This window comes from Embleya sp. NPDC008237 (assembly GCF_042956465.1).
GTDB lineage: Bacteria > Actinomycetota > Actinomycetes > Streptomycetales > Streptomycetaceae > Embleya.
Genome location: NZ_JBIBGL010000002.1, coordinates 820,758 through 847,360 on the forward strand (window position 1 = coordinate 820,758; position 26,603 = coordinate 847,360).

The 26,603-nt window shown below is 70.2% G+C and carries 20 protein-coding genes and 3 pseudogenes; 14 read left to right on the top strand and 9 right to left on the bottom strand.

Translation table 11 applies throughout. The annotated features are described in order from the left end of the window. Nucleotides 1-74: 74 nt before the first annotated feature. A complete protein-coding gene (locus ACFZBU_RS06810) occupies nt 75-1,538 on the top strand; it encodes an aminobutyraldehyde dehydrogenase (protein ID WP_391582411.1) in 1,464 nt (487 codons plus the stop codon). 135 nt (nt 1,539-1,673) lie between these two features. Here the strand turns inward: ACFZBU_RS06810 and ACFZBU_RS06815 are convergent, their stop codons facing one another. Beyond that, the gene (locus ACFZBU_RS06815) at nt 1,674-2,789 is read right to left on the bottom strand and encodes a LacI family DNA-binding transcriptional regulator (protein ID WP_391582412.1); all 1,116 of its coding nucleotides are present in this window, start codon (nt 2,787-2,789) and stop codon (nt 1,674-1,676) included. 198 nt (nt 2,790-2,987) lie between these two features. Between ACFZBU_RS06815 and ACFZBU_RS06820 the strand changes: the two genes are divergently transcribed. Further along, nucleotides 2,988-4,607 (top strand): ABC transporter substrate-binding protein, encoded by a 1,620-nt coding sequence (locus ACFZBU_RS06820; RefSeq protein WP_391582413.1) that lies wholly within the window; start codon nt 2,988-2,990, stop codon nt 4,605-4,607. Nucleotides 4,608-5,370: 763 nt separating this feature from the next. Here ACFZBU_RS06820 and ACFZBU_RS06825 read toward each other — a convergent pair. Together ACFZBU_RS06825 and ACFZBU_RS06830 are read right to left on the bottom strand one after the other, a co-directional pair. Further along, nucleotides 5,371-5,565 carry a hypothetical protein gene (locus tag ACFZBU_RS06825; protein ID WP_391582414.1) on the bottom strand — a complete coding sequence of 65 codons (195 nt, stop codon included), beginning with the start codon at nt 5,563-5,565 and terminating at the stop codon, nt 5,371-5,373. Between the two features lie 255 nt (nt 5,566-5,820). Continuing rightward, complete coding sequence (locus ACFZBU_RS06830) at nt 5,821-6,555, bottom strand: DUF4232 domain-containing protein (RefSeq protein WP_391582415.1); 735 nt, start codon at nt 6,553-6,555, stop codon at nt 5,821-5,823. Between the two features lie 255 nt (nt 6,556-6,810). Here ACFZBU_RS06830 and ACFZBU_RS06835 point away from each other — a divergent pair. Next, nucleotides 6,811-7,798, top strand: a pseudogene (locus tag ACFZBU_RS06835) (tyrosine-type recombinase/integrase). A gap of 20 nt (nt 7,799-7,818) precedes the next feature. On the opposite strand, the gene ACFZBU_RS06840 reads toward ACFZBU_RS06835, so the two are convergent. From ACFZBU_RS06840 to ACFZBU_RS06850, 3 genes are all read right to left on the bottom strand, one after another. Next, the gene (locus ACFZBU_RS06840) at nt 7,819-8,895 is read right to left on the bottom strand and encodes a hypothetical protein (protein ID WP_391582416.1); all 1,077 of its coding nucleotides are present in this window, start codon (nt 8,893-8,895) and stop codon (nt 7,819-7,821) included. Between the two features lie 147 nt (nt 8,896-9,042). Continuing rightward, nucleotides 9,043-12,105, bottom strand: a complete 3,063-nt coding sequence (locus ACFZBU_RS06845; RefSeq protein WP_391582417.1) for a Tn3 family transposase — start codon at nt 12,103-12,105, stop codon at nt 9,043-9,045. Between the two features lie 370 nt (nt 12,106-12,475). Then, nucleotides 12,476-13,402, bottom strand: a complete 927-nt coding sequence (locus ACFZBU_RS06850) for a LysR family transcriptional regulator (RefSeq protein ID WP_391582418.1) — start codon at nt 13,400-13,402, stop codon at nt 12,476-12,478. 110 nt (nt 13,403-13,512) lie between these two features. On the opposite strand from ACFZBU_RS06850, the gene ACFZBU_RS06855 reads away from it, so the two are divergent. The 4 genes from ACFZBU_RS06855 to ACFZBU_RS06870 all read left to right on the top strand — a co-directional run bounded on the left by ACFZBU_RS06855 (nt 13,513) and on the right by ACFZBU_RS06870 (nt 17,378). Then, nucleotides 13,513-14,241 (top strand): SDR family oxidoreductase, encoded by a 729-nt coding sequence (locus tag ACFZBU_RS06855; protein ID WP_391582419.1) that lies wholly within the window; start codon nt 13,513-13,515, stop codon nt 14,239-14,241. A gap of 66 nt (nt 14,242-14,307) precedes the next feature. Next, entirely contained in the window at nt 14,308-14,919 is a 612-nt protein-coding gene (locus tag ACFZBU_RS06860; protein WP_391582420.1) for an ester cyclase, read from the top strand. Nucleotides 14,920-15,369: 450 nt separating this feature from the next. Next, a protein-coding gene (locus tag ACFZBU_RS06865) for an IS5 family transposase (protein WP_391582452.1) occupies nt 15,370-16,274 on the top strand; the annotation gives its coding sequence in 2 pieces (ribosomal slippage) (nt 15,370-15,706 and nt 15,706-16,274; 906 coding nt in all). 117 nt (nt 16,275-16,391) lie between these two features. Continuing rightward, nucleotides 16,392-17,378 (top strand): hypothetical protein, encoded by a 987-nt coding sequence (locus tag ACFZBU_RS06870; RefSeq protein ID WP_391582421.1) that lies wholly within the window; start codon nt 16,392-16,394, stop codon nt 17,376-17,378. Here the strand turns inward: ACFZBU_RS06870 and ACFZBU_RS06875 are convergent. Beyond that, the gene (locus ACFZBU_RS06875; protein WP_391582422.1) at nt 17,299-17,655 is read right to left on the bottom strand and encodes a hypothetical protein; all 357 of its coding nucleotides are present in this window, start codon (nt 17,653-17,655) and stop codon (nt 17,299-17,301) included. The genes ACFZBU_RS06870 and ACFZBU_RS06875 overlap by 80 nt on opposite strands. A gap of 817 nt (nt 17,656-18,472) precedes the next feature. Further along, the gene (locus ACFZBU_RS06880; protein WP_391582423.1) at nt 18,473-18,652 is read right to left on the bottom strand and encodes a hypothetical protein; all 180 of its coding nucleotides are present in this window, start codon (nt 18,650-18,652) and stop codon (nt 18,473-18,475) included. Nucleotides 18,653-19,050: 398 nt separating this feature from the next. On the opposite strand from ACFZBU_RS06880, the gene ACFZBU_RS06885 reads away from it, so the two are divergent. Both ACFZBU_RS06885 and ACFZBU_RS06890 read left to right on the top strand, forming a co-directional pair. After that, complete coding sequence (locus ACFZBU_RS06885; RefSeq protein WP_391582424.1) at nt 19,051-19,314, top strand: hypothetical protein; 264 nt, start codon at nt 19,051-19,053, stop codon at nt 19,312-19,314. A gap of 616 nt (nt 19,315-19,930) precedes the next feature. Continuing rightward, complete coding sequence (locus tag ACFZBU_RS06890; RefSeq protein ID WP_391582425.1) at nt 19,931-20,158, top strand: hypothetical protein; 228 nt, start codon at nt 19,931-19,933, stop codon at nt 20,156-20,158. A 288-nt stretch (nt 20,159-20,446) separates the two neighbouring features. On the opposite strand, the gene ACFZBU_RS06895 is transcribed toward ACFZBU_RS06890, so the two are convergent. Next, entirely contained in the window at nt 20,447-21,457 is a 1,011-nt protein-coding gene (locus ACFZBU_RS06895; protein ID WP_391582426.1) for an AraC family transcriptional regulator, read from the bottom strand. 852 nt (nt 21,458-22,309) lie between these two features. Between ACFZBU_RS06895 and ACFZBU_RS06900 the strand changes: the two genes are divergently transcribed. The 5 genes and pseudogenes from ACFZBU_RS06900 to ACFZBU_RS06920 all read left to right on the top strand — a co-directional run bounded on the left by ACFZBU_RS06900 (nt 22,310) and on the right by ACFZBU_RS06920 (nt 26,335). After that, the gene (locus tag ACFZBU_RS06900) at nt 22,310-23,305 is read left to right on the top strand and encodes a DUF5937 family protein (protein ID WP_391582427.1); all 996 of its coding nucleotides are present in this window, start codon (nt 22,310-22,312) and stop codon (nt 23,303-23,305) included. 638 nt (nt 23,306-23,943) lie between these two features. After that, nucleotides 23,944-24,150 (top strand): hypothetical protein, encoded by a 207-nt coding sequence (locus ACFZBU_RS06905; RefSeq protein WP_391582428.1) that lies wholly within the window; start codon nt 23,944-23,946, stop codon nt 24,148-24,150. A 143-nt stretch (nt 24,151-24,293) separates the two neighbouring features. Next, a pseudogene (locus ACFZBU_RS06910) lies at nt 24,294-24,548 on the top strand (transposase); the annotation flags it as partial. A 270-nt stretch (nt 24,549-24,818) separates the two neighbouring features. Next, nucleotides 24,819-25,235 (top strand): annotated as a pseudogene (locus tag ACFZBU_RS06915) (hypothetical protein); the annotation flags it as partial. A gap of 521 nt (nt 25,236-25,756) precedes the next feature. Beyond that, entirely contained in the window at nt 25,757-26,335 is a 579-nt protein-coding gene (locus ACFZBU_RS06920) for a hypothetical protein (RefSeq protein ID WP_391582429.1), read from the top strand. The last annotated feature ends 268 nt before the right edge of the window (nt 26,336-26,603 follow it).

Sequence of the window (26,603 nt, forward strand, 5' to 3'; positions counted from 1 at the left end):
GTGGTAGCACTTATCGTCACGGCTGCGGTACAAGTGATCGATCGACCACTCGCAGGCACCGAACGGAGCAGGAAATGACGATCCGGCGCGAGAACTTCATCAACGGCGCGTACACCCCGGCACTCGACGGGCGCACCAGTGACCTGGTCGACCCGGCGACCGAGGAGGTGTTCGGCAGTGCCGCGCTGTCCTCGGCCGCGGATGTCGACGCGGCCTACCAGGCCGCCCGAGCCGCGGCCGAACAGTGGAGTCGCACCACCCCGGCGGCGCGGCAGCGCGCGCTCTACCTGCTCGCCGACGCCGTCGAGCGGCACGCGGGGGAGTTCGCCGACCTCGAATCGCGTGAGACCGGCAAGCCGCGCGACACTCTGGAGCAGTGGGACATCACCACCGCCATGACCGACCTGCGGTTCTTCGCCGGCGCCGCGCGGGTGCTCGAGGGCCGGGCGGCCGGCGAATATCTGGAAGGCTTCACGTCCTACATACGCCGGGAGCCGATCGGCGTCGTCGGCCAGATCACCGCGTGGAACTTCCCGCTTCCGATGGCCGTCTGGAAGGCGGCTCCCGCGCTCGCGGCCGGCAACACCGTCGTGCTCAAGCCGGCCGAATCCACCCCGTCCAGCACACTGTTGCTCGCCGAACTCGCCGCCCGGGTGCTTCCGCCGGGGGTGTTCAATGTGGTCACCGGCGACCGTGCGACCGGTGAGGCGGTGGCCAGGCACCCCGTCGCCGGTCTGGTGTCGCTGACCGGATCGGTCCGCGCCGGCCGCCAGGTCGCGGCGGCGGCGGGTGCGCAACTGACCCGGCTGCACCTCGAACTCGGCGGCAAGGCCCCGGCCGTGGTGTTCGACGACGTGGACCTGGACACCATCGTCGAGCCGCTCGCCATGTCGAGTTTCTACAACGGCGGCCAGGACTGCACCGGTTCGACCCGCCTGCTGGTCCACGAACGCGTCCACGACGATTTCGCCGCCCGCTTCGTTGCCGCCACCGACCGGGTCACCTGCGGCGCGCCGCACGACAAGGGCGTGTTCTACGGGCCGATGAGCACCGCGGACCACCTGGCGGCCGTCGAGGGCTTCATCGACCGGCTCCCGAGCCACGCGCGCGTGCTGACCGGCGGCCGACGCATGCCCCGCCCGGGCTACTTCTTCCCGCCGACCGTGGTCGCCGACGTCCGGCAGGACGACGAGATCGTCCAGAACGAGGTGTTCGGACCGGTCGTCACCATCCAGCCGTTCGGCACCGACGACGAGGCGCTCGCCCTCGCCAACGGCACGCCGTACGGTCTCGCCGCATCGGTCTGGACCAACGACCTGGTGCGCGCCAACCGCTTCACCCGCGAACTCGCGGCCGGCTGCGTGTGGGTGAACTATCACCTGCCGCTCGTCTCGGAGATGCCGCAGGGCGGCTTCGGGCAATCCGGCTACGGCAAGGACATGTCGGTGTACGCCCTGGAGGAGTACACGCGGATCAAGCACGTGATGACCTTCAACGGCGGCGCCTACCTGCCGATGGAGGCGATCGCCAACGCGTGAGCCACAACGGCGGTACACCGGGCCCGAATCCGCCCCGGGAACCCATGTCCCCGGGCCCGGTGCGTCGGCCGAGGCCCCCCGACGGCTCGCCGGAAGGCGAACCGTCCGGAGGCACCGCCCGGCCCGCCGGCGGGCCTACCGGGTGCGCAGCGAGGACGCCCGAATGTCCAGCCGAGTGGGCACCTCGACGCCGCGCGACTCGGTGATGCCCAGGTCCAGCACCTCCACCAGCAGGTGGATGCCGGCCTCGGCGATCAGCGCGGGCTGCATGCTGAGCGTGGTCACCGCGGGGTCGGTGTGCTCGGCCACGCTGTCCTCGCTCGCGCAGACCACGAGCAGATCGTCCGGCACACGGCAACCGAGCCGGCGTGCGGCGTCCAGCACCAGGAGCGGACTGACCTCGGTGAGCACGATCATCGCGTCGGGGCGGTCGCCGGCATCCCCGAGAAGTCGGCCGACGACCTCGAGAGTCGGCGCGTGACCGGGCGCGGTGGCCGTCTCGACACGGGTGCGGATACCGCGCCGCATCGACCAATCGGCCTGCGCGAGAAGGGCGTTGCGGGTGTACAGGGTGTCGCTACCGGCCGCGACGAGGGCGATGTCGCGCGCGCCCTGCTCGGCGAGATGGTCCAATACCTCGCGCACGGCGGTGTGGTAGTCGGTCTCGACCCAGTAGCCTCCCCGGCGCCCCTCGACCCGGCGGTCGGTGACCACCGGGGTGCCGGCCGAGAGCAGGTGGTCGACGAGCGGGTCGTCGATCATCGGGTCGACCACGCACACCGCGTCCAGCGGCAGGTCCGTCCATTCCTCGCGCGGTGCATGGTTCGGCAACAGTACGAGGGCGTGGCCGTGGTCCAGTGCGGCACGGGCGCCGGCATTGGTGAGCTGCGTGAAGTACGGCAGTTCCAGGTAGACCCACGGCTCCGCGATGTACTCGCGCACGGCGAAGCCGATGAGCCGGGTATGGCCGGCCCGCAACAACCGCGCGGTGACGTTGGGGCGGTAGCCCATGCGCCACGCGGTGTCGCGGGCGTGCGCGCGCGCCTCGTCCGACATTCGTCCGGTGCCGTTGAGGGCGGCCGAGATGGTGGTCTTGGACAGCCCCGCCTCGCGCGCGACATCGACCAGGCGCACCCGCGGAGCGGCGCGACGGTTGCGGGCTCCGAACGTGTTGCGGCCGACCTGCGGCGGGGGGACCGCTCTCTTGCCTGCCGCCGCGCTTTGTGCAACCGGACGTTCGGGTTCGTTCATGGCCTCGATCCTGACAAAGTGACGGGTCGTCAGACAGCCTCGGATCACGTTCCCGCGACACCCGAGAATCGTTCCCGCAAACCCTTGCGGCGGAACGTTCCCGCGTCAATACTCACCGGCACCCGTCCTGACGCGTGCCGCTCGGTATCCGTCTCCGCGCCTTCCGCTCTCCCTCCGAAAGAGGTGGGTTACTTGCGCATGCCCAAAATCGTCGCTGTCGCCGCCGCGGTGGCTCTGACCGCCGTCGGCTGCTCCGGTGGTGGCGACGACAAGTCGTCCGACCCGAACCCGGGCTTCACGACCCGCAACGACACGCCCGCGGCCAAGGGACCGCTCGACCACGTCAAGTGGTCGCTGTACGCCGAACCGCAGACCCTGGACTACGCGTACGCCTTCGACTACCCGATCAACACCGTGCTGACGAACGTCTGCGAATCGCTGCTCCGCACCACCCCGGACCTGAAGACGGCCCCCGCACTGGCCCGTCGCTTCGCCAACCCCGACCCGCTGACCTGGGTCTACACCCTGCGTGACGACGTCAAGTTCCACGACGGCACCCCGATGACCGCCGCCGACGTGGTCGCGAGCCTCAAACGCCAGATGGACCCGACGGTCGGCTCGTCGTACAGCACGGTCTTCAAGGACGTCGAGTCCATCACGGAGTCCGCGCCGTTCGAGGTCACCATCAAACTCAAGCGTCCGAACGTCCTGCTCAACGAGCAACTCGGCGCGGCACCGGGCACCATCGAGAGCGCCGCCTTCCTGGCCAAGGCGGGCAAGGACTACGGCAATCCGAAGGGCGGCGTGAACTGCACCGGCCCGTTCTCGCTCAAGGAGTGGAAGCCGGGCACGTCCATCACCGTCAAGAAGAACGAGGCGTACTGGGACGGGACGCTGATGCCCAAGACGAACGAGGTCGAGTTCGTCTTCATCCAGGACCCGGCCGCGCGCGCCAACGCGTTGCTCACCGGCGAGGTCGACGGCGGTTACCTGCTCCCCACCAACGCGTACGACAAACTCAAGGCCGGCGACGGGAAGTTGTACTTCGGCGAGATCACCGGCAGTTACTCGGCCGCCGTCACCAGCCTCAAGGGCGCGCTCGGCGACACGCGCGTGCGACGTGCCCTGTCGATGGCGATCGACCGTAGCGGCATCATCGCGGCGGGCATCAACGGCTACGGCACCGTCGCCAAGGCGGGCATTCCCGCCTCCGGTTGGGCGACCCTGCCGGTCGAGCAGGCCAAGGCCCAGTACGACGCCCTGCCTCCCATCACGCGGGACGTGGCCGGGGCCAAGAAGCTCATCGCCGAAGCCGGCGCGGGGGGCAAGAAGATCGTCGTCGCGACCAGCAACCTGGCGCCGGAGATCAGCGTCGGCACCAATGCCATCCAGGCGGCCGGCAAGGAGATCGGCCTCGACGTCGAACTCCGCACCATCGCACCGGACGCGTACACCGCGCTGTTCACCGACCCGTCCACCCGAGTCGGCATCGACCTGCTGATCACCAGCGGCTACGACCTGACGCCCGATCCGTTGGAGTTCTACCAGACGCTGCAGACCGGGGAGTTCGCCAACTACGGGAGCTGGTCCAACGCCGAGTACGACACGATCGCGCAACAGGCACTGGGCACCAGCGACCCGATCGCCCGCGCCCAACTGACCGCCAAACTCCAGGAGATCGCGCTGCGCGAGCTGCCCGGCATCCCGTTGTGGGACTCCCCGCTGTCGCTCTACCAGGGCAAGCGCGTCACCGGCGCCACCCCGAACATCACCCACCTGTCCTTTCCCTGGGCAGCGACCCTGGGCGCCGCGAACTGACGAGCCGCGCCCGGGTCGGATCGCGCGTTGGTTGCCCCGGCGCACCGGCAGACCGCCCCGGGTTTGCGAACCGCGGTGCCGCAGGGTCCGAGAGACGAGGCGGCGCCGTCGTCGTCGACACGCATTTCACGGCCTTCTCGTGGGCGTCGTAGAAGAGCCGTATCGCGGGTACGGCGGGCAGAACCTCCCCGCCCACCCCACCCTTTCGCGACAACGCACCGCCGACCGTGCTGCCGGGGACAGGTTCCGTCCCGGGAGATCGCCACCGCGTTCACGGACTCAGTTCGGGGACGCCCTCTGGCAGCGCCCGGCCCCGCGCGGAACGACGTGCCGTGTCGGTCGGCGGCGTCGTGATCGATGCCCGCGCCCGATGCGGTTTCCCTTCCGCGGCCGCTGCGCCGACGACCGCTGCGCTGCCGACGTGCGGCTGTGCCGGGTCGGACAGCCCGTGGTCGGTCGAGCGGGATTTCGGGTTCGCGACTTCGGAGGAATCGTGTTCGGGGCCGGCCTGCCCTGGGCTCGGTCGCGCGGGTTCTCGCGTTCGGTGGTGTGAACGGCCGGCGTCGTGGCCTGGAGGAGTCTGCGGTGGGGCGCGCCGTCTGCGCCGGCGGCGGCCGGGTGGACGCGCGCGGCAACACCAACGGCCGACCGGGGCCGGGCAGGCCTGTCGTGGTGTTGTCTGCGTGTGCTCGACCACGCGGGCGACAGGCGCCAGGATGGGCGTCGTGACCGACGACCGGCTCCCGGGCGACCTGATCGGCCGTTACAGCGCGCCGACCACCGGCTCGGCACCCGCCAGACAGGTCAGCGTCTTGTTCCGGTCCTGCGGCGCCAACAACCCGACCGGATACTCCCGGAACCCCCGACGTTGCGCGAGCGTCCCGAACAGGTCGTCGAACCGAGCCGCATACCCCTCCAACGACCCCGGCGCGGGCGGGCACGGCACACGAGCGGTCACGGAACACCCCCGAACAGGCCCACAAATACCGCTACTTCACGGCACACTGCCAATCAGAGCCGCCGTCAACAAACCACCGGTAGTGCCTTCCCGAGTCGGTCGCGCACGTTCGTGACGCGGTCCGGGTCGCCCGAGTGCAGGAACCGGTCCGGCCGGGTGCTCTTGGCCTCGACCAGTCGGGTCGACCGACGAAGGCCCCTTCGATGTCCTGTTTCGACATCGAAGGGGCCTTCGTCGGTTTGCCGGGTCGTGTGGTCAGCCGCCCTGGCCGGCGCTGCCGATGGGGCGGACGTCGACCGGGGAGCCGGCGCCGTCGACGACCGGCAGGGTGGGGGTGCCGGGCCGGCGCAGGGTGATGGCCTTGGTCTCTCCGGGCGGGGTGACCTCCAGCCCCGTGATCTTGACGCCGTGGTCGCCGGTGGCACCGGAGGGGTAGGTGATGCCGAAGGACACCGACGTGTCGCTCTTGAGGGTGAACGGGTCGGCCGGGGCGCCCACGCGCTTCGCGGACAGGGGCCCCTTGGCGGTCTGGAGGTCGACGCCCGCGAATCCGGACATCGTGCAGTTGTGGCCGATGTTCTCGAACGTCACGGCGACGGTGAGTTCGTTGTCGCCGGTGATGGTGGCGTCCTGCGCGGTGGCCCTGAGGTCGTCGGTGCGGCACTTGCCGATCGAGCTGTTGTCGCCGCCGCCCCCGCCGCCGGTGGTCGTGCCCTGTCCGCCGGAGCTCTTCCCGGCGGAGTCCTTCCCGGGGGTGACCTTCCCGGCGGGTTTGGTCCCGCCGCCGCCCCCGCTGCCTCCCGGGTTGCCGCCTCCGTTGCCGCCGGTGGTCGACGCCCCGGGCGGGGCGGCCGGCGGGGCGACGGGTGAAGAGCCCTGCGTGGCCCCCGCGTTCGAGTTCGAGTCCGTGTCCTGGCACGCCGTCGTCAACATCGCGCCGCCGAGGACGGCCGCGGAGACGAGGAGGGCGGTGCGACGGTTGCGGAACATGAACGACCCCTTGGTATCCGGTGGTTGGAGCCGAAGCACTCTCGGCCCCTCGGTGCGGGGGTTGAGCAACATCGGAACGAAAACCGGCGCTAAGCCTTCGTCTGGCCTGGTGGACGGCTGACGGAGTGTGCGCAGTGGGAGAGTTCCGAGATTGAGGCACAGATAATCCCCTATTAGCTGTAGCAATTCCCCGCGAGAGCTGGGCAGACCGTTCTCGGGGCCGACGCGAAGCGACCCCGTTATCTGTGGCAAGGCATGCGAGGGGGCCGGGTGGCGGAACTCGTGGCGCTGCCGGTTGCGGCCGGGCCGACGGTGCGGGCGGCGGCGGACGCGTTCCTCGACGCGCAGCCGAACCCGAACACTGCCCGTGCGTACACCACCGCCGTCGGCAAGGTCGCCGAACATCTCGGTGACGCCCGGCCGCTTGCGTCGGTCGCCGACGACGAGGTCGGCCAGGCCCTCGAACTTCAGTGGGGCGGCGCAGCGGTCAACACGTGGAACGCGCGGCGCGCGGCGGTGCTGTCCTGGCTGGGCTGGTGCCACGCGCGCGGGTACGCAGCGCCGGCGGTGCCTGCGTGGGCCAAGCGCCTCGCACCGCCGGACTCGGTCACGCCGGTGCGCTCCAAGACTGCGGTCGACCGGCTGATCGCGCGGCGCGAGGTCGGGCTGCGGGAGAAGACGCTCTACCGGATGCTGTACGAGACCGCCGCGCGCGCCGAGGAAATCCTCGAGTTGAACATCGAAGACCTGGACCTCGCCCAGCGACGCGCGCCGGTCAAAGCCAAGGGCGCCGCCACGCGCCGACGTGGGTCGGCCGCCCGCGAGGACGCGGTGCGCGAATGGGTGTACTGGGATGCAGGCACCGCGCGGCTCCTGCCGCGCCTGCTCAAGGGGCGAACGCGCGGGCCGGTGTTCACCACCCACCGCAGGCCCGCGCCGGGCAAGGTCGTGGGTCTGCGGGACGTGTGCCCGGACACCGGGATGGCGAGACTGTCGTACGGCCAGGCACGCGCTGCTGGACCGGCATACCGCCCTGGCCGGGTCGGGAACCGGGTGGGACCTGCACGAGTTCCGGCACAGCGCGCTCACTCACCTCGGCCGCACACCAGGCGTGAACCTGTTGCTGCTGATGGCCAAGTCGAGGCATCGCAAGGCCGATAGCCTGCGTCTCTACTTCCACCCCACCGGCGAGGACGTCGCCGCGCTCACCGCGCATCTCGCTCCCGGTGACGCCCGCCGCTGAAGCTGCTCACGTCATCGGGTTCAGGACGCTGGCTCACTCCAGCGGTAGAGCGTCTCGCTCGCGCTGTCGTAGGTCAGCCACGTCCCGTCGCCGAGCGGGCGCACATAGCTGCCGTTGGCGCCGGTGGGGTACGTCGGCGTCCCACGTATTTCGAGGGTCCGGCCGTCCAGGAGCCAGTGTCGGACTGCTCGTTCCGAGTCCTCGTCTGCGTCGACCGTCGTGGCGATGACGGTGCCGCCGTCGACGAAGCCGCATCCGTAGTCCCACCACGACGGGTCCTTGCCATCGGCGGCCTCGGGCGCTCCGGTGGCGAGGACGGTGCCGTCCAGCATGTGAAGTCGCACGTCGGTTCCGTAGTGCTCGACCGTCAGGAAGCCCGCGTGGTCCGGATGGACGTCCGTCAGGATGCGGTCCATTCCGTCGTTCAGATCCCAGCTGGTCAGCTTCTCGCCGTCCCAGCGCGCCCAGTAGAGCAGGATGCCGTCCTGGCCCATACCGATGCACAGGCCGACGTGGATGCCGTCCGGGTGGGACACGTGATGCGAGCCGGCAGCGGCACTGTCGAGCCGCAGTTGGGCCAGCTCCCGTCCGTCCCGGGCATCCAGGACGACCCAACACTCGTGCCAGTCGTCCCAATCTCGGTCATGGCCGCCGACCACGACATGCGCCCACACGAGCCGACCGTCGTCGGAGACGCGGCAGGAGCCGTGTTCGAGGCCGCGGCACACCTCCTGCTCGTCCCCCGTGTGGGAGTGACCGAACGCCGGTCCCCAGCAACTGTGCTGGTACTCCCACAGCGTCTCGCCGGCGCTGCTGACAGCCCGCACCGCGCGTTGGCCGGAGAACACCGCGAACGCGGCGTCGGGGCTCACCGAGTCGACACCGCGGTCCCACCCCGGCCACGGAACCGGGAAGACCGCAGTCGGCGCGGTTTCGCCGGTGAAGAGCTCGTCGAGGTCGTAGACCTCCAGCTCGTGCCCGTTCCGGATCAGCGTGCGGCGTGCCCAGCCACTGCGGCTCTCCAACGCGTAGCCGTTGACCAGGGCGTCACCCCCCGGCAGCCGTACCGAGTCGCGAAGTTGTGCAGTGATCGACATGCGCGAAAGCTAGCGAATCCCACTGACGGGTTCGTTGTCGGGCAGATCGGAGCTCCGGTCGGCTCCCACTCGACCCCCGTATTCAGCACGCCGCAGGCGCGCACCGTGCCCACGATCCGCCGCCGCGCGGCCTCCCGAAAGGACTTGTCATTCGTCGTCGGCCTCGGCGGCGATGCTGTCCCGCAAGGGACGCAGGCCGCCTGGCAGTTCGGGGAGCTTGAAGGAGTACCGGCCGAGCATGTTGACGTGGTGGCGGACGAACGGCGAGAGACGGGCGACGTCCTCGTCGCGGACGTCGAACCCGCCCGCGCGTAGCTTCGTGACGGCGGCGTCCATGTAGCGGGTGTTGAACAGCACCAGCGCGTTCAGGACCAGGCCCAGCGCCCCGATCTGGTCCTCCATGCCGTCCTGGTAGCGCTGGTACAGCTGCCCGTGCTTGCCATGGAAGATCTTGCGGGCCAGCGCATGCCGGCCCTCCTGGAGATTGGCCTGGACCTTGATCTGGCGGCGGTAGCCGGGCTCGTCGGCCAAGCGCAGGATGTGCAGGGTCTTGAAGATCCGCCCGTAGTGCGCGATGGCGTCGCCCAGCGGGGTGGGGCGGCCGTCGCGCGACAGCATCCGGATGACGTCGTACGCGCGCACCGCGCCGGTGTGGATGGAGCCGATGATCCGCAGGATGTCGTCCCAGTGCCGGGCGATCCGGTCTGGGTCGATCCGGCCGCGAGCCGCGTCCTCGAACGCCCCGTAGTCGGCGGTGCGGTCGATCCGCCACATCTTCTGGTCGGGCAGGTCGGCCAGTTGCGGAGCGTACGCGAATCCGGCCAAGGTCAGGAGCCCGAAGACGATGTCGCTGTACGGGGCCGTGTCGGTGACGATCATCTCCGGGCGCTTGCCGCCGTCGCGGTCGTAGAGCACGTCCAGCACGTACAGCGAGTCGCGCGGGGTGCCGGCCACCACCTTGCCGCCCAGCCCGGCGGCTTGGTCGTTGAGCAGGTTCAGCCACGTCGCGCCGCCGCGGCGCCCGAAGTAGCGCGGGTTCGGCCGCGCGTACACCGACGGCACCGGCACCACGAACCGCATACCGTCCACCGAGGCGACTAGCCCGCCGCCCCACGCGGTCGCGAGCGGGATCGACGCCTGGTGCTCGATCAGCGTGGCGTTCGCTGCCCGATACGTCGCAAGGCGCAGGTACGTCTGGTCGACGTGGGACAGCGTGCCGTACTTCAGCGCGTCGACGCCGCCGATCACCGGGGTGTAGCCGACGTTGCAGCCGTGCGCAACCAGCAGCGCGGCGATCGTGATGTGCAGGTCCTTCAGCCGGGCCTCGCCGCCGGTGACCGAGGTGAACGCAGCGTCAGCGCCGGTCCAGGAGAACACCTCCAACAAAACCTCGGGCAGGTCCACGCGCGGCAGCATCGCGTTCACCGCCGCCAGAAGATCCAGCAGGGAGGCGGGTTCGGGCTCCGGTTCCAGCGCCGCGAAGTGCAGCCTTCCCGCGTCGTCGACGGTGATCTGCGCGTTGTCCGGCAGCCGCGCGGCGACCTCGCGGTACGTGCCGTCCAGCAGCGCGGCCCGCGCCGTCAGGTGCCCGCCCGGCTCCCCGGGCAGGCTGAGCGACGCCAGCACGGTCGGCTTCGCCTGCTCCCAGGCGTCCCCGGCGAGCAGCTTCGCCCGCGGGTCGCCCCACTTGGAGGAGTTATTCGCGAACACCTCCCGCCGGCGCAGCATCCGGTGGAACTGCTCCAGCACGCAGAACACGTACGCCTTCCAGTCCACCGTCCCCGGCTCCAGGCCTGGCGCGGACAGCACCAGGCGCCGCCACGACCCGACCAACAGGGTCGTGTCGATCTCGGCAGGGCCGACCTTCTTGCGGCCCATCAGGTCCGGCAGCGTCTTCAACGCGGCCAGCACCGGCGCGCCTTCCGGGGTCGCGCCGAAGTCCACGGCCCGGACGAGCAGCTTCAAGAACGGCCGCACCGTGCCAAACCGGGACACCAGCAGCGCCCGCCACGCCGCATCCGCGTCCGAGTCCAGCGGCGGCGTCAGCTCGAACAGCGCCGCGACCGCGGCCGCCAGCTCGTGGCGCGGCACCACCGCCTCGATCCGCTCCCACATCCCCGCCAGCGAATCGACCTGCGGCGGGGTGATCTCCCCGGTCTCGGTGTCGACCTGCTCGGCGGTGGTGTCGAAGACGACCTGGAACGCGGTCGCCAGCTTCGCCGACGCCCGCTCCACGCGCGGCAGCGTCTTCAGCTTCGCCTTCGTGCTCTCCCGCTCCGACCGCGCCAGCAGCTTGGTGGCGACCAGCACGTCCAGCAGGTCCAGCGCGTCGTCCACCGCCCGCGTCGTCAGGTACACCGCCGTCGCCAGCAGCGTCGCCAGCCTGCGCGAGTCGCCGTGCCGCTTCAGCAGCGACGCCTTGCCGTCCACCCCGTACCGAGACAGCTCCGCCAGCCGCCGCGGCGGTATCGCGGACACGTCCAGCGCGCCGACTTCCAACGCTGCGATCTCCCCGACCCGCTCCAACGCCTCCTTCATCTGCGGGCCCGAGATCCGCACCGGGCCGCGCCGCAGCCGGTCCAGCTCGGAGACCCGCGCCCCCGGCGGCACCGTCAACAGCGCGTCCAACACCCCGCGCTGACCCGTCGTCAGCAGCCCGTACAAGGTGTCCCACAACCGCTGGTTCGCCGACTCCCGCACCGACGCGACCAACCTCGCCAGCGTCGTCACCCCCGGCAGCAACACCCGCCGCTCCCGCAGCCACCCCACCGACGCGTCGAACAGCGCTTTCGGCCCCTCGCCCGTCGTCCACGCCCGCGCCTCCACCCACGCCCGCAGATCCGCCTCAGCCTCCGCGAACTCCCGGTATTCCAGGACAGCCCGGAGTTCGCGCGCGTGCTCCAGCCGGGTGTTCTCCCGCTCGCCGTATGCCTTCAACACCGACGCGTCACCGATACCGAGCTGCTCGGCCAGATAGTCCACGACCTCCGCCGGCACGTCCGCCGGGTCGTCCAGGAAAACCCCGAGATACCGCGCCGTCGTCAACTGCACAGCGAACCCCAGCCGGTTGTGCGCCCGCCGCTTCCCCTCGATCAACTCCCGGTCCGCGTCGTCCAGGAAGAAGAACCGCTCCAACTCCGCACGCGACGGCACACCGCGAAACGCCGCGTACGCGGCAGCCTGCTCATCCGTCAAGAACTCGGCCAGCACCCCGGACCTCCACACAGTCGACCAACACGACTGCCGAAGGCTCCGCCCCCGAAGAACCCCAGGTCAACGCACCCTCAAGCGCACGAAGCCCTTACCGCCGGTTTTCGTTCCGATGTTCCTCAACCCCCGGTGCCTGCTCGACCACCTTGGCCGAGCCGCCGGCCCCGGCGATACCCGAGTCGTCGCACCACGACACCGCTGTCGCAGACCGGTGACATGGTCACGAGAAGGAACGAGAACCGCCCCACCTCACCCCGCCCGACGCCCCGACGACACCACATCTTCCCTGGTCACAACCCTCCCCGGCCGCCCCGAAGGACGGTGTTACAACACCCCGTTACAACACCCCCTCCCCACCCACGGCCCGGCGTTACGGAGTGGAACTACGCACTGCGGCAAGCGCCCGGATGTGGGCGGGGACAACGCATGCCTGGCGCGCGAGCAGGTCCGCGAACGTGGTGGTCAGCGGGTCCGGCCGGGTGCGGGTGTACGCGGTGAGGGTACGGCGGATCGGCGGGTCCGGCAGTCGCAGCAGGCCGTCGAAGTCCGGTGGGACGATGTTGGCCGGAACGAGGGCCGGGCCGAGCCCGGCGGCGGCGAGCAGCGGTGCGGCCGAGGTCTGTTCGGCGTGCACGGCGGTCGTGGGAGAGAAGCCCGCCTGGTGGCAGGCCTGGTCCAGGATGTCGGCGAGCCCATTGGCCGGGGCGTAGCGCACCCAGGCACGGTCGGCCAACTCGGCCACTGCCAGCGGCCCGGACGGTCGTCCTGCGAGCGGGTCGTCACCGGGCAGCACGATGACGAACTCCTCGATGCCCAGGTCGCGGACCGGGCCCTCCCAGCCTGCCGGGGACGGGCCGACGGCCAGGTCGGCCTCCCCCGCCGCCATCGCCGCCTGCAACCGGTCGGCGTGCGCGAATTCGCGCAGTCGGATCCGCACGCCCGGGTGCTGCCGGCGCCAGGCCCGTAGGACCGGCGGCAGGATGCCCAGGCTGACGGAGTAGACGGTGGCGACCTCCAACTCGCCGCCCTCCAGGCCGGCCGTCCGCCGCGCCGCCGTGTGCAGGCGCCGCGCCTCGGCGAGTGCGGCTCGGGCGTGCGGCAGGACGGCGCGGCCCATCGGCGTGGGCCTGATCGCACGTGGCAGGCGTTCCAGCAGCGGACCACCGAGCGAGGTCTCCAGCGCACGGATCTGGTGGGACAGGGCCGGCTGGGTCACGTGCAGTTGTTCGGCCGCCTGCGTGAACGAGCCGGTGTCGACCACCGTGACCAGGTATTCGAGCTGCCGCAACGTCGCCATGAACAAATGTTATCGCAGGCAGAGAAAACAAGCCTTGGACTCATAGGGCGTGGTCGGGAGAGGGTCGGGGACGGGACAACCCACCATCACCTCCTCTCTTGGAGCCAGACATGACAACCTCCTCCACTGATCTCACCGGGCAGCGCCTGATCATCGTGGGCGCAGGCTCACGCACCGGCCGCCTCCTGGCCCAGGCCGTCTCGGCGGCGGGCGCGGACCTGGTGCTCGCCGGCCCCGACTCGCGCAAGCTGGAATGGACCGCCGGCGAACTGGCGGGCCCGGCCGACGTGGTCCCGGTCGACCTCGCCGAGGAGACCTCGATCGCCGCCCTCGCCCGGAAGGTCGGCAGCTTCGACCACCTGGTCTCGACCGCCGCGATGCCCGCCAACGGCCCACTCGCCGAACTCGAACTCGCCGACGTGCAGCGCGCCTTCGCCGCCAAGGTGTTCGGTCCGCTGCTGCTCGCCAAGCATCTGGCCGGCCAGGCGCGCGAGAGCGGCTCGTTCACGTTCTTCTCCGGTGTGGCGGCCTGGCGCCCCGCCCCGGCCCGGACTGTCATGGCCACCACCAACGGGGCGCTGGCCTTCCTGGTCCAGGCCCTCGCGGTGGAGATCGCCCCGCTGCGCGTCAACGCCGTCTCCCCCGGCATCGTCGACACCGGCTCCTGGGACGGACTCGGCGCCGACAAGGAGGCATTCCTCCGCACCATCGCCGAACGCAACCCGGCACGTCGGGTGGGCACCCCGGACGACCTGATCAAGGCGGTCCTGTTCGCCGTCACCAGTCCCTACGTCACCGGCACCGTGCTGCACGTCGACGGCGGCGGCCGACTCGCCTGACACGACCGGTCGACAACGTGGGCGGGCCGCCCACTTCACCCGCACCTCTCACCCAGGAGTACTTCCATGCGTTCTCGCACCCTGATCCGTACGATCGCCATCGCCATCGCCGCCTCGGTCGCGGGCCTGGCCGGCGGCACCGTCGCGGTCGCCTCCGCCCACGACAACGGCAATCGTTCTTCGCATGCCTGGCCACAGCGCCTGATCGACCGCTCGCCCGACCTGGTCCAGCCCAAGGCGTTGACCGTCGACCACTCGATCGGCGAGCGCAGGGCCGCCCAGGAGGTGCGCTTGGCCCAACAGCTCTACACCTTCTGGAACACCGGGCAGCAGAAGTACCTGGACGCCGCGGTCAGCCCCCGGTTCAAGGACAACACGCTGCCGACCGGCCGCCCACAAGGCCCCGCCGGCCCGGCCTTCGCCTCGAAGAACTTCCGCGCCGCCGTACCGGACCTGACCTGCGAACTGTCCGACGTACTGATCACCGGCGACAAGATCACCGCCCGCCTGGTCTTCCGCGGCCACTTCACCGGCACGTTCGACGGCGTCCAAGGCAAGGGCCAGAGTGTCGACTTCAACGCCATCGACATCCAACATGTCGGCACCGACAGGATCATCGAGGACTGGCACATCGAGGACAACCAAACCCTGATGAGCCAACTCGGCGTCGACAACTGACACCGCCGACCACGTACACACCGCCCTCGACCACACGGGTCGTTCGGCTGATCCGCCGGAGAGGGACTGTAAAACACTAACGGCTCTGTCTCACATTCGGTGGTGACGGACTCTAAGGTCCGGGATCATGTGCAGGTGTCGAGTGCGAACGAGCTTGTGGGCGTGGTGTTTTCGGGTCCGGCGCCGCTGGTGGTCGAGGATGCCATCAGCGGCGAACCGTAAGGTCGTTGGCCCAGGTCCGCGCCGTGGTGAGGGAACTCGCCGGCCGCGGCGGTGCGCGGACACCGAAGTCGCCGGGAGCCGGGATGTCGCGGTGCTCCGCGCTCCGCGTACTGGCAGGGATCCCCTTGGCACTCAAGGTGCCCCGTGTTCTCGGTGTCGACGACTTCGCGCTCAAGCGTCGGCACCGCTACGCGACGGTGCTAAGGCCTGTCTGATAATGATCTTGTGGTGTCTCGGGGTGGGTTGACGGATGCGGCATGGGTTCGGATCGAGCCGTTGTTGCCGGTGGTGGACGGTCGTGGTCGGCCGTGGCGTGGTCATCGGCAGGTGATCGACGGGGTGTTGTGGCGGTTGCGGACCGGTGCTCCGTGGCGGGATGTTCCGGCGCGGTACGGACCTTGGCAGACGGTGTACGAGCGGTACTCGCGGTGGGAGGCGGACGGGACGTGGGCCGCGCTGCCGGAGCATGTGCGGGTGCGGGAGGACGCGGTCGGTCGGGTCGACTGGTCCGTTTCGGTGGACTCCACGGTCGTCCGCGCGCACCGACACGCGGCCGGGGCGCGTGGAAAGGGGTTGCGGGCGGGGACGAACCGGGCGGCGTGGAGCGTGCGGCGGCGGGCCCGACGCATGCGGGCCGCGAGGGTCTCGGCCGCTCGCGGGGCGGGTTGACGACGAAGCTGCATCTCGCGGTGGACGGGCGGGGGTTGCCGTTGTCGATCGTGGTCACCCCGGGGCAGGCGGGGGACGCGCCGGCGTTGGACGCGGTGCTCGCCGGGATTCGCGTGCCGCGGCTCGGTCCGGGTCGGCCGCGGGTGCGGCCGATCCGGTTGATTGCCGATCGGGCGTACTCCTCGCGGGCGATCCGTGCCCGGTTGCGGGCGGCGGGGGTGCGGGTGGTGATCCCCGAGCGGGCCGATCAGCGGGCGAATCGTCGTCGTCGGGGTCGTGCGGGCGGGCGTCCGCCGGCGTTCGACCGGGAGGCGTACCGCGAACGCAACGTCGTGGAGCGGTGTTTCGTCCGCCTGAAGCAGTTCCGGGCGATCGCGACACGTTACGACAAGCTCGCCGCCCGCTACACCGCAGGTGTCGTCCTGGCCTCACTGATCCTGTGGCTCCGCGAACCACAACCATGATCGTTTTGTCAGACAAGCCCTAGGCGCCCCGCTCCGCTCTCCACCGCTCGCGGCCCGCCGACCGCCGCCCACCGCAGCGTCCGACGGCCGTGAACACCCACCCAGGAGAGTCCGACCATGCACGAGACCGCCCTCGTTCCCTACGCCCACCTGCCCCGAGCGCACCACGACCACCACGTCCTGACCAGCACCGTCGACGTCTACGGCGTCGCCCACTGGCTGCTCGCCGAATCCGCCCCGCAGCCCGGCGGTGATCTCCCGCCGTTCGACGCCCTGGTCGTCTCCGTTGATCCGGACGAAACCGTCGAACTCACCGAACTGACTTCCGTGCGCGCCCATTGGCCGCAGTTGGACCGCCTGCCCGACGGCGGGTTCGTCGTCGCCGCGTCGCGCGCCCGCCGCGACGAGGACGCAAACCAGGTCCAAGTCTTCGACGCGCTCGGCCGCGAGACCACATCGTTCTTTGTCGGGGACGCCATCGAGCACCTGCTCGTGGACGAGAGCGGCCACCTCTGGGTCGCTCACTTCGACGAGAACCCGGTCGGAATCCGCCGCTGGAGCGCCACGGGCCGGCTCGCCTGGACGTCGGACGGCGCCCGCATCCCCGGTCTGTTCGACTGCTACGCCCTGAACGTGTCGGGCACCACGGCTTGGGCCTTGCCCGTACACGGACTTCCCGCTCGTCGAGATACCCGACCGCCCCGACCGGCCGGTGACGGTGCGGGGAATCGCGTCCGGGGCGCCCACGCGGTGGCCGTCCACGGCGATCGGGTGGCCTTCTACGGCGGCTACGGCGACGAGCAGGACCGACTCGCCCACGCAGAACTCACCGAAGCGTCCGTCGAGCCGACGGACGTCGGCCTGCTCACCTTGCCCGACGGCTCCGCCCCCGGCCCCGACGCGTCGTCGGCCGGGGAAGCAGGATCCACGTCCAGGCCGAGCCGTTCACCGCGTGGGGCGTGTTCGACCTCGGCGGCTGATACCCGACACGGGGAAGTGTGGGCGCTGCGCCCGCGCGCCTCGATCACGCCGAGGAGTTCTCCGCCGTCGGGGCGGCCGGAGCATGGTCGGTGTGCGGCGACCACGCGTTGGGGACGTGCATGACGCTGCCGTCGGCGGCGGTGCGCGGGGTGGTGTCGAAGTGCCAGGCGCAGATGCCGGGTCGGCCGGTGTCCTCCCATGCCCGGTACAGCGCGAGCGTGCCGTCGACGAGGATCCGTGCGGCGGGTCCGCTGCCGTGGACGGCGCTGGTCTGGACGACGGCGGCGCTATAGGTGCTCTCGTCGAACGGGCCGATGCTGCCGGTGCCGCGCAGCCCTTCGACGTGCACGCACGTGATGCGCCCGTCGTGGCCCGCCACGTACGCGGTCGCGTCGCACAACTGCGCCCGCGGCCGGCTCCACTCTCCCCGCCGAGGCCGCCTCCTCCTTCGCCCCCGAGAACCGCTACCGCGGCCTGAGTGACACTCACACGGTGACGCCCTTTCACGAGACGGCTTCGCTCACCGGGACTGTCCCGGTCGCGGCGCCTCACCTGTCAGTGGGCGTTCGGGACGAGGCTTGGGAACATCGAGCCCAACTTGTTTCAACGGTCCGCGCTCGTGCGGCGATCCGCCTGCCGACGATCCGGATTCATGACCTGGATCGTTCGCCGTCGACCGGTGATGTTGCGCGGGCCGTCCCGATCGCGGTCGCCCGAGCGTTCGGCGGCCGTGTCGACGGACGATGCGTGGTCGGCGCCACGGTCGCGGGGCGGTCGGGACTCACCCTGGCGGTGGTGGCACCTCACGTGCGCGACCGCGCCTACGGGGCGATGCTCGACGCCATGCGCGGCGGGTTCGACCCTTCCCGGGACGCGGTCCTCGTCCGATTCGCCTCGGAGGGGAGCATGGTGGTCACGCAGATGCCCGACCGGGCCGAGGTGGCCGCGTACCGGGCCGCCGGCACGACCGACCGGCATACAACGAAACCTCGTTCCGACGCCCGAACGGCACCCGGTACGGCTCGGACATCGGGCGCGTCGTCCGACCCTTCCGGAACTGACCGGCGCCCCCGCCTCGAGCCCCCGCGCCGCGCAGCCCGCCCGCCGACAGGCGACCGGGGTGCGCGGCCCCGGGCGCGAGCACACCGACCGAAATGCCCAACACCGACCCCGCACCTGAGCTGGCCGCCTTTCGACCGGCCCCCGCCGCGCCTGACTCAGCCGATCGGGAGCTCGGCGGTGAACGCGACCGCCGTGGCCCGCAGGCGGGCCTCGGGCATAGAGCCGGCGAGCGCGCGGACGGCCATCTCGACGCCGGGGGAGCGGAGCGCGCCGAGCAGGTGCGCGTACCCGCAGGCCGTGGACGAACCGGTACCGCCGTTATGGCGGGAAACCACGGGCACGTGACGCCTGTGACCTCGCCGCGACAAGCGGCACAAGCGCGGGCGAGGCCGAAACGGGCCACCGGCCCCACGTCGGATACGCCGCGAACATCGCCTGCACCGCTGCGCGCCCGGACCGTCCCAGTCGTCGATGCGGTTGCCCCGGCGGGACATGCCACTTGTCCCGGAAGGTCGGCGCGCGGGCCCTGCGCGAATGGACACCTTCCCTGCGCGGATCGACACCGGCACCTGCGAGCATCCCAGGCATGCTGGTTCTCGGGAGCCCGCGTCGAGGATCTACGACCCGGGGCCTTCCCGCCCGCCAGGGACACGGGGCGGCGGCCGCGGCCGCTCGGTGTCTCCGGCCGTTACATGCACGCCGGGAATTCAATGGATCAAGGGAGAAATAGCGTATGCGTACTCGAGTCCGGCTCACCGGTGTCGCCCTGGCTGCGGCCCTGATGACCGGTGGCACCATCGCCACCGCCAACGCGACACCCGCATCCTCCGAGACAAGCGCGCCCACCTTCGACGAGGCGGCATTCGGGCGCGTCCACGTTGGTGACTTCCCCAGCCTGAACGCCTGCGTGGCGGCAGGAAACGACTCGGTCTACAGCCGCTGGGATTGCCGCAAGGCCGGCAAGGTGTGGCAGCTCTGGGCGGACCTGAACTCGTAGGCGGTGGTGGACCGCCCCGGTGGCCGGCGACCGCCGACAACCGATGATCCCTGAGGCGGTGCCCGAAGGAGGCGGTCGAGCGGGTGCCTGTCGCGGGGGCGGATACGAGCGCACGACCTCTTTGCCCGCTCAGGAGGCGAGCCGTTCCGCTCCCGAACGAGGCAGGGCGCGTCGGAGCCATGCCGCCGAGGCAGCCGGCGAAGCCGGCGAAGAGGACGGGTCGGTCACGTCGAACACGTCGGCGTGACCGACCCCCGGTACGCGGACGACGGAGGCCGGCCGGCTCACCGACGCGCGGATCCCACACGACGTCACCGGCTCGGGGACCAGGGCTTCACCACCGCAACCCCCTCCACGAACCTCTTCACGAACCCCTCACCGGACACGTCGACGCGGTGCACGCCGCAGCGTTAACGATGCCCGACGGCCGACCCGGGCGGTGATGGCCGGTCCGGCGGTCATGATCCGGGGCCCCTCGGCCCGCGAGAGACACGGCGCGTCGGCGTGGCCGCTCGGCGGATTCCGGCCGTCGCACACACCACGAGATCAGAGTTCAAGGGAACACACGTATGCATACTTCAGTACGACTCGCGCATGCCGTCCTGGGAGCGGCCCAGTGGTCGGCGGCACCGTCGCCGCCGCGAACGGAGCACCCGCGCCCGCCGATACAAGCGTCACCACCTCGACCGCGGCCGAGGTCACGTACCCCAACCCCAACCCAAACCTGTACACGACCAAGGCCGCGTGCGAGAAGGCCGGGCGGAACCCGGGCTACCCCGACTGGGTCTGCCGCAAGAACACGACCTCCTCGTATTGGCAGCTGTGGGTGGACCCGGACAGGTAGACCGCCACGATCGGTTGCCGGGTGGACCCGGACGGACGACGGCCGACGGGTCGCGTGACCCAGGGCCCCGGCCTGGCCCTGGGCGGGCCGACCCTTTTTGTCACCGCCGTCGGCGCATGGCGGCGTATGACGTCGTCACCCCGGGCCGCCGCACGGATGGCCTCGGACCGGCGCGAGCGCGCCCCGGTGCGAGGCCGCCGTGTGGGAGGAGCGCGCGTCCACGCGCCCGAGGCCGTCCCCCGCGCCCGGTCACGATCGCCGACGGTCTCGGCCGTTGCGAACCGCGTGTCATGCGTCCCTCCCGGCACCGGGCGTGTGCGGTGCCTGCGTATCGCGGAGGGACTGCTGCCGGTAGTCTCGCGGCGGTGTCCCGTAGGTGGCGTGGAACAGGCGACTGAAGTGCTTCGGATCCGTGAAGCCCCAGCGAGCGGCGATCACCCGCACGGCGAGGATGTTCAGGCCGGGGTCGGCCAGATCGAGGCGACAACGCTCGAGACGGCGTCGGCGTATCCAGGCCGCCGGTGACGTGTCGTCCGCCGCGAGCAGCTGCTGGAGCAGACGGAGGGAGATGTGGTGCGCCTCCGCCACCGCCCGGGGCGTGAGGTCCGGGTCGGCCAGGTGCCGTTCGACGAACGCGACGATCCGGGCACGCAGAGCCGTCCTTCGGGTCTCCGGGCTCAGCGCCTCCTCCGACTCCAGGCAACGGGCCAGCACGGATCCCAGGAGGTCGACGGTGACCGACGCCAGGGTGGGGGCGTCGGCGGGGGTGAACTCGGCGGCGCGTCCGTTGAGATCGAACAACCAACCGGCAAACACCCCACCCATGCCGCTGCGCCCGCTGATCGGGACGGCGAACAGGCGTCGGACCGTCTTCGCCGGCAACGGCAGGAGCGCGTATGGACACTGCACGGTCATATGCGACCACCTGGCCGAATCGGCATGAACCTCGCCTCGGTAGGGAAGGCCGCTGTCCATCACCAGGAGGTCACCGACACGAAGTGTGGTGTCGTACTTGCCTACGGAGACGATCCCCTGTCCCCCCAGGAAGTGGTTGATCTGAAACACCTCGGGATCGAACCGCCGGATCAGCTTCGGCGTCCGCGTGATCCGCAGATGGGGGAAGGAGAGCGCTGACACCCGTATTTCCCCCAGGTCCAGGCACCGCATGCCGGCACGGAAGTCACCGTGGTCATTGGTGTCCAACCGATCGCATACGTGCGACCGGTCCATCGCCTCCTTCCACAACGCGAACCGCTCCGGTGCCGCCACGACCTCCGTGCTGAACTCCCTCACGAGCATTCTCAGCCCCCCGTAGTCGGTGTCCCGGACATCGAAGTCCCACGGACCATCCCGCGTTCCACACGAGTGCCTCCCGTCGCCCCCGTCCCAGCGACCCAGGATCTCGGTGACAGGGCCGACGCCGGCCGCCTCGCGCGGGTGCGGCGCGGCCGCGTTCGCGTGTTCGGTCGCGCGTGCCCGCTCGCTCGAAGGGAGCTTCCCGGGCCGGTCGCGTCGGCACCGGCCGTCCACCCCGACGGTTGCTGCGAAGTCACCCATGACTCGCGTGCCTGGTATCTGATCGTCCCCGCCACCAGCGGTTCTTCCATCCGCGCCCGCTCGATCCCGGCCCCGCACGAGGTCGTGAACACCCGAACCGTGCCCACCGGTCGAATCGCCGTAGTGCGGTGGACACTCGGCCTCGAAGGGTCGCGCGTCGCTACGGCAGCAGCCGCGAACGACTACGGCATCGGCGCGGCCGCTCTCGATGTCGCGCCGGGAGCCGACCTTCCCACCGGCACCCGCCGTCGGTACGACCGATGCCCGGACCCGTCACGAGCCGGCCCAGGCTGCCATGCCCGAGCCGGCGCCCGAGACGTACGCGATCCATCTTCCTGTGTGTACATGTCTCTCCTTGCTCTGTGGTCGTATCCGCGAAGACGCGGCCGACCGTCGCAACACCGATAAATGGAGGTCTCGTTGCCGCGACGGCATTAGGGGCGACGGTGGCTGGTTAGCGGCTTCCGCACGCTTCGGCGAACGGTCCAGGCTTGGAGTCGCAGTCCCATCTTCGGACCGCGGGCAGTACCCCGCACTCGGTTCGGCCTGGACCGAACCGAGCCTGTGGAGCCGCTCGCGTGGGGGGAGAGAGCCGTGCTGCGCGTGCATTTCACCACCGAGGACCTACTGCAGGTGCAGTTCGCCGACGAACCGGCGCCGATGGTGGAGTTGATCCTCGCCGTCGCGATGCTGCAGCGCTCCGACGCAGTCTTCGGCCCCTGGCGGCGGCAGGTGGGCCGGCACGCGAAGTGCTCCGCGAGAGCCTTGTCGGAACTCGTACCGGCCACCGCCAAAGGGCCGTTGTTCCTCGATCCACCCGACTCGGATTTCGACGACGGCCTCGACCGGGTCCTGTCGACCCCTACCGCGCTCGTCCGCTCCGAACTGCGCCGCGTGCACACCGCAGGCCGGCCCCCGAGCACGTGGACACGCCTGTTGGCCGACCGCGACCGGCACACCTGGCAAAGTCTCGAGCACGCCCTGCGCACCGCGCACGCGCGCATCTTAGGCGACCACTGGGATCGCATACGCGCCGGCTTCGACGCCGAACGCGCATGGCGCACCCAGCTCCTGGCCAGCCGGGGTATCCGCGCGACACTGACAAGCCTGACGCCGACGGCACGTTGGCGAGACACGACCCTGGAGTTCGACAGCACCGACGAAGTCGAGGCCACCCTCGACGGAACGGGCGTCACCGTGCTTCCGTCCGTCTTCTGGAACGGTCGCCCCCTGGTGGGCAGGTACGCCCAGGGATGGTTCCTGGTGTACCCGGCCCTCACCCCGCTGCCTCTGATCGATCAACCCGCGAACGCCGACGCGTTGGCCATGCTGCTGGGAAACACCCGTGCCGCGATCCTGGAACACCTGACCCGTCCCCGCACTGGCAGCGACCTCGTCCGTGAGCTCGGACTCGCCAAGTCCTCGGTGTCCGAACACACCAAGGCCCTGCGCGCCGCCCGGCTGATCACCGCCCAACGCGAAGGCAAGGTGATCCGGCACGCCTGCACCCCTTTGGGGCTCGGACTCCTCGCTGGCGTGCCCGCGATCGGTGGAAGTCCTCCTTCCGACCGGCCACCCGGCACCCGGTGACTCATGGATGCCTCCGGCCGGTCACAGGCCGGGTAGCGGCGGACCTCGTACTCGTCGAGGCCGCATGCGTTCTTCGCCGCCTGGAACGACTCCTCGATCGCCCATCGGGCTCCCGCGACGCGGTCGAGTTCCGCGAGCGGCGTGTCGTCGGGTCCGGCTGCCATGTAGTACGCGATCTCGGTGGGGTCGCCCAGACTCCGTCGGGCAAACACCCGGCGCTCACAGCCGAGTTCGGCGTCGTCGAAGTCCGGGATCACCGGCTGTCTCGCGCAGACCCAGTCGTACATCCGCGGGCCTTTCGCGGCGTCGCCGCACGACATCCGTGTCCACGCCTCGGGCGGTGCGTGACCGATCAGGGCGTCGACCCGCCAGAACGCGGTCATCCGTGCTGATCGTCGACGACACGGGCTTCGTCAAGAAGGGCGTCACGTCCGTCGGCGTCGGACGGTAGGGGTGAAGACGCCCAGGGCGACGAGCGGTGCTGCCGACGATTTGCTCGTCGTCCATGGACCCACCGCGCGGGCGTGCAGTGAGCTTGTTCTTTAACCCAGGTCGCGATTATCGATTCCGCCGGCGCGCTCGGGAAGCTCACTCAACTGGTGCGAGAGTATGGGGAAGTGATGCTGACTGGTGAACGTGTGACGGCTCCGTTGATGTTGCTGCTGAACAGGGTGGACTTCGAGCCCGGGTGCTCGGTGTTCGAACTGGAGCAGCCGCTGTTCTTGCGCGCCGGGGACCGGCTGTGGGCCGACGACGGCGGGGTCGTGGTCGAGCGTGGATCCGGTGATCGGGAACGTCCTGCGGGCGGCATGGCCAGTGTGTATCGCCGGTGGCGGCTCCTCTGACTTGGTGCTGAACCTCCTGCCGGGCCGGTAGCAGTCCGGCGCTCGTGTGTCCGCGCTTTCGGTGATCGCGTGTGATGTCGGCGGCCGGTGCCGGATCCTTTGCCTCGACCAAAAGGCGCAGAGGGATCGGGGCGGAGGCCGTGGTGACGAGTCCGCCGTATGGGCCGGAGCGACTTGAGGCGTTGGCGGAACTGTCCCGCTTCCGGGTCGAGTTCCATGCCTGTCTGACCCGCCGCGGTGACGCGCTGTTCGAGTTGGCGGATGCCGTGTTGTGTGCCGACGGACCGGTGAGGACGTTGGTCGGGCTGTCACTCGCACCGGAGCACCGCCGTGGTCACGGAGCGCTCTACGTCGCGGTCAACGGCGGCCGAATCGACACCGACCGACTGCGGGACGCCCCGAGACCGCAATCACGGCCTGAGCCGCGAGAACGCGCAGCTGCTCGCTGTGTCCTGACCAATACTCGAGAGGGGCCGCGCACAAGCCGAATCTGGAGGACCGGGCGCGCGAGCAGAACTGCGGGACCATCCGGACCTCGCCGTCCTCGACGCGGACCTGGACCGCACCCGGCACCCCCCCGACTCGCTCCTCAGACCACCCCATCCGATGACGAAACCTCGCGCGACACGGCCACCATGTCACGGCCGACACGATCGCCCGAGATGGCAACCGTCGGCCTCCTGCTCGCCGCGTGGGTAACCGCGGCAAGCGTTTCCGACGACGCCGGCGGGATCCACCTGCCCTCCTCGATCGCCACCGCCCACCCCCGCCAGGGCCTGGGCACGCCGGCTACCGTGCCAAGGCAATCGAGCACGGCGCAGCCCCGGGCATCGACCCCACCGGCCAGGGATGCAAGGCCTCCCCAGACGTTGGATCGTCGAGCGAACCTTCGGATGGCTCATGCACCACCGCCACCTCCTCGCGACTACGAAGCTCACCCGCACCGCTCCGAAGCTGGGGCGCATCGACCTCATGGCCGGGCCGCGACGGCCCCCCGTTCGCCGTACTGCGGAGGCTCCCGAGGCGGCTTCGGGACCCGTACGTGCGTCGCCGGTGGTGGGAGCCGAGCGCCGGCGCCGGTGTAGTCGGCGGATCACTACCTGTCGTGAAGTGCTTTGCACAAACGGGGCCTTCGTGCGCTTTCCTGGGAAGTAGGGGCCGCCGAGGGCGGCTTCGCCCGTTTCGGCGCCGTCCCGTGGCGGGCGGCGCCACGCGTCTTCCGAGGGGGGATCACGATGACGATCCGAATAGAGCCGGTGATCGCGGCCGTGACCGCCGCGCGGGTGTTCGGTGCCGACATATCCCTGCTGGGGCAGCGGCCGTTGGCCGCCAGCTCACCCGGCACCAGCAGCTTGGTGTGCAGGATCGGCACGAGACGGGCCCCGACCTTGCGATGGCCCAGGCGGCGAGCGTCGGTGCGCTGCGCGCGGCCGCCACGACGAACGCGCCCGTATCCGCGAGGCGACGGACCGGCTGTTGGCCGGGAAAGCGGCGACAGGGACGCCAGGGGCGGAATGTTGGGCACGACCGAGAATCCGGCGCGACAGGGCCAAGGTGGTTGCGAGATCACCTCATATCCGGTGGACTCCGTCACTACGGTGGAGCCATGACTTGGTCGTTGGGCTATTCACCTCCCCAAGAGCCAGAGCTACTCGACGCGCTGTTCCTTTCGGCCGGCCGTTCCCTTCATATCGCTAATGCGTTCGAGGAGAAGTGTCGCTGGATGGTCCGATGCATCAACCTGATGGAAGTGCATGAAAACGCGGATCCGGTTGCTACGTTCGAGGACATCGTTGCTGGGCTTCCAGCCGACGAGATGCTCGGACCGACGCTGCAGCAGCTGACTGGCCGCCTGGCGTGCTCCGCTGACACCATGGAGGTGCTGCGGGGGGCCAGACGAGCACGGAACTTCATTGCGCATGAAGGCGCTGGCGTTGGTGACATCAGTGTGGTGCGAGTGAAGCAAATCCTCGCTCATGCCTGCCGATTGCGCTCTGCGGTTGCAGACCTGACAGCCGGGGACAACATCGTCTCGCAGTGGGGCTTCCACTTCGAAGAGCCGCGCTTGTCTCTCCCTCGAGACCTTATTGATGCTTACCCGAAGATGATCGACGAGTGGACCTTCGGGCATTTCGGCAATCTCCTCGACGAAGCTGCGGCTGCAGCTCCGACTGAGCACCCCTGACAGGCACAGGAGCCGCCATGGCCGACCCGCTCGAACCTCATCGCCCGCCACGCAGATCAGGTCCGAGGGACCCGGCGGCATGACCGCCATTTTCCTGCAATGGACCGAACAAAAAATTGAAGGACGCCGAGCGATCGACTTACCGGAACGAACCGGCACCGCGGGGCCCGTCCGAGCGCCATACGGCTTTCGAGTGCGGTGGTCGTTCGGGTGCCTGTGCCCTGGAGAGTGGGCGCGGGCCCGATACGGGTTCGGCGGGATCGTCGGG